Origin of the sequence: Pseudomonas sp. EA_5y_Pfl2_R50, assembly GCF_963970475.1 — a bacterium.
In the GTDB taxonomy this organism is placed as follows: domain Bacteria; phylum Pseudomonadota; class Gammaproteobacteria; order Pseudomonadales; family Pseudomonadaceae; genus Aquipseudomonas.
The window spans coordinates 1-449 of the sequence record NZ_CAXAPT010000178.1; the positions used below are offsets into that span (position 1 = coordinate 1).

The 449-nt window shown below is 62.6% G+C and carries 1 protein-coding gene; it reads right to left on the reverse strand.

The window, feature by feature from the left end; all coding sequences use genetic code 11:
• Positions 1-449: hypothetical protein (locus AACY19_RS27325; RefSeq protein WP_445262336.1), on the reverse strand; the 449-nt coding region annotated here is incomplete at both ends.

Genomic DNA, 449 nt, shown 5'->3' on the forward strand with positions numbered 1-449 from the left:
TCGGCTTCGATCTGGCGCTTGAGCGACCGCTCCGAGGAACCGATACCGCGCAGATAGGCCCGCATTTCGGCGACGGATTTGCCGAAGTTGCGCGCGACGGTCTCATAGCTCTTGTTGACCTCGTCGGGCGCAATCTTGACCTCGGCGGTCTTGGCCTGCTGGATCTGCAACGTTTCGTCGATCAACTGGCGCGCGGTCAGCAATTTGTACTGCGCCATTTCCTCGGGCGACAGCTTCAGGTCGCGCGCCGCCACCAGCAAGGCGACGCGCTGGTCGATATCGGTGCCGGTGATGACCGCCCCGTTGACGATCGCAGTCGGCTTGCGAACGTTGGGATCGACCTTGCCGAAAATCTGCAGGTTCTTCGGAATGTCGAGCCCCACGGCGGGCGTCGCATCATCGGGTACGGTCTGAGCGATCGAACCGCCGCTGCTCGAAACAAGCGCGAC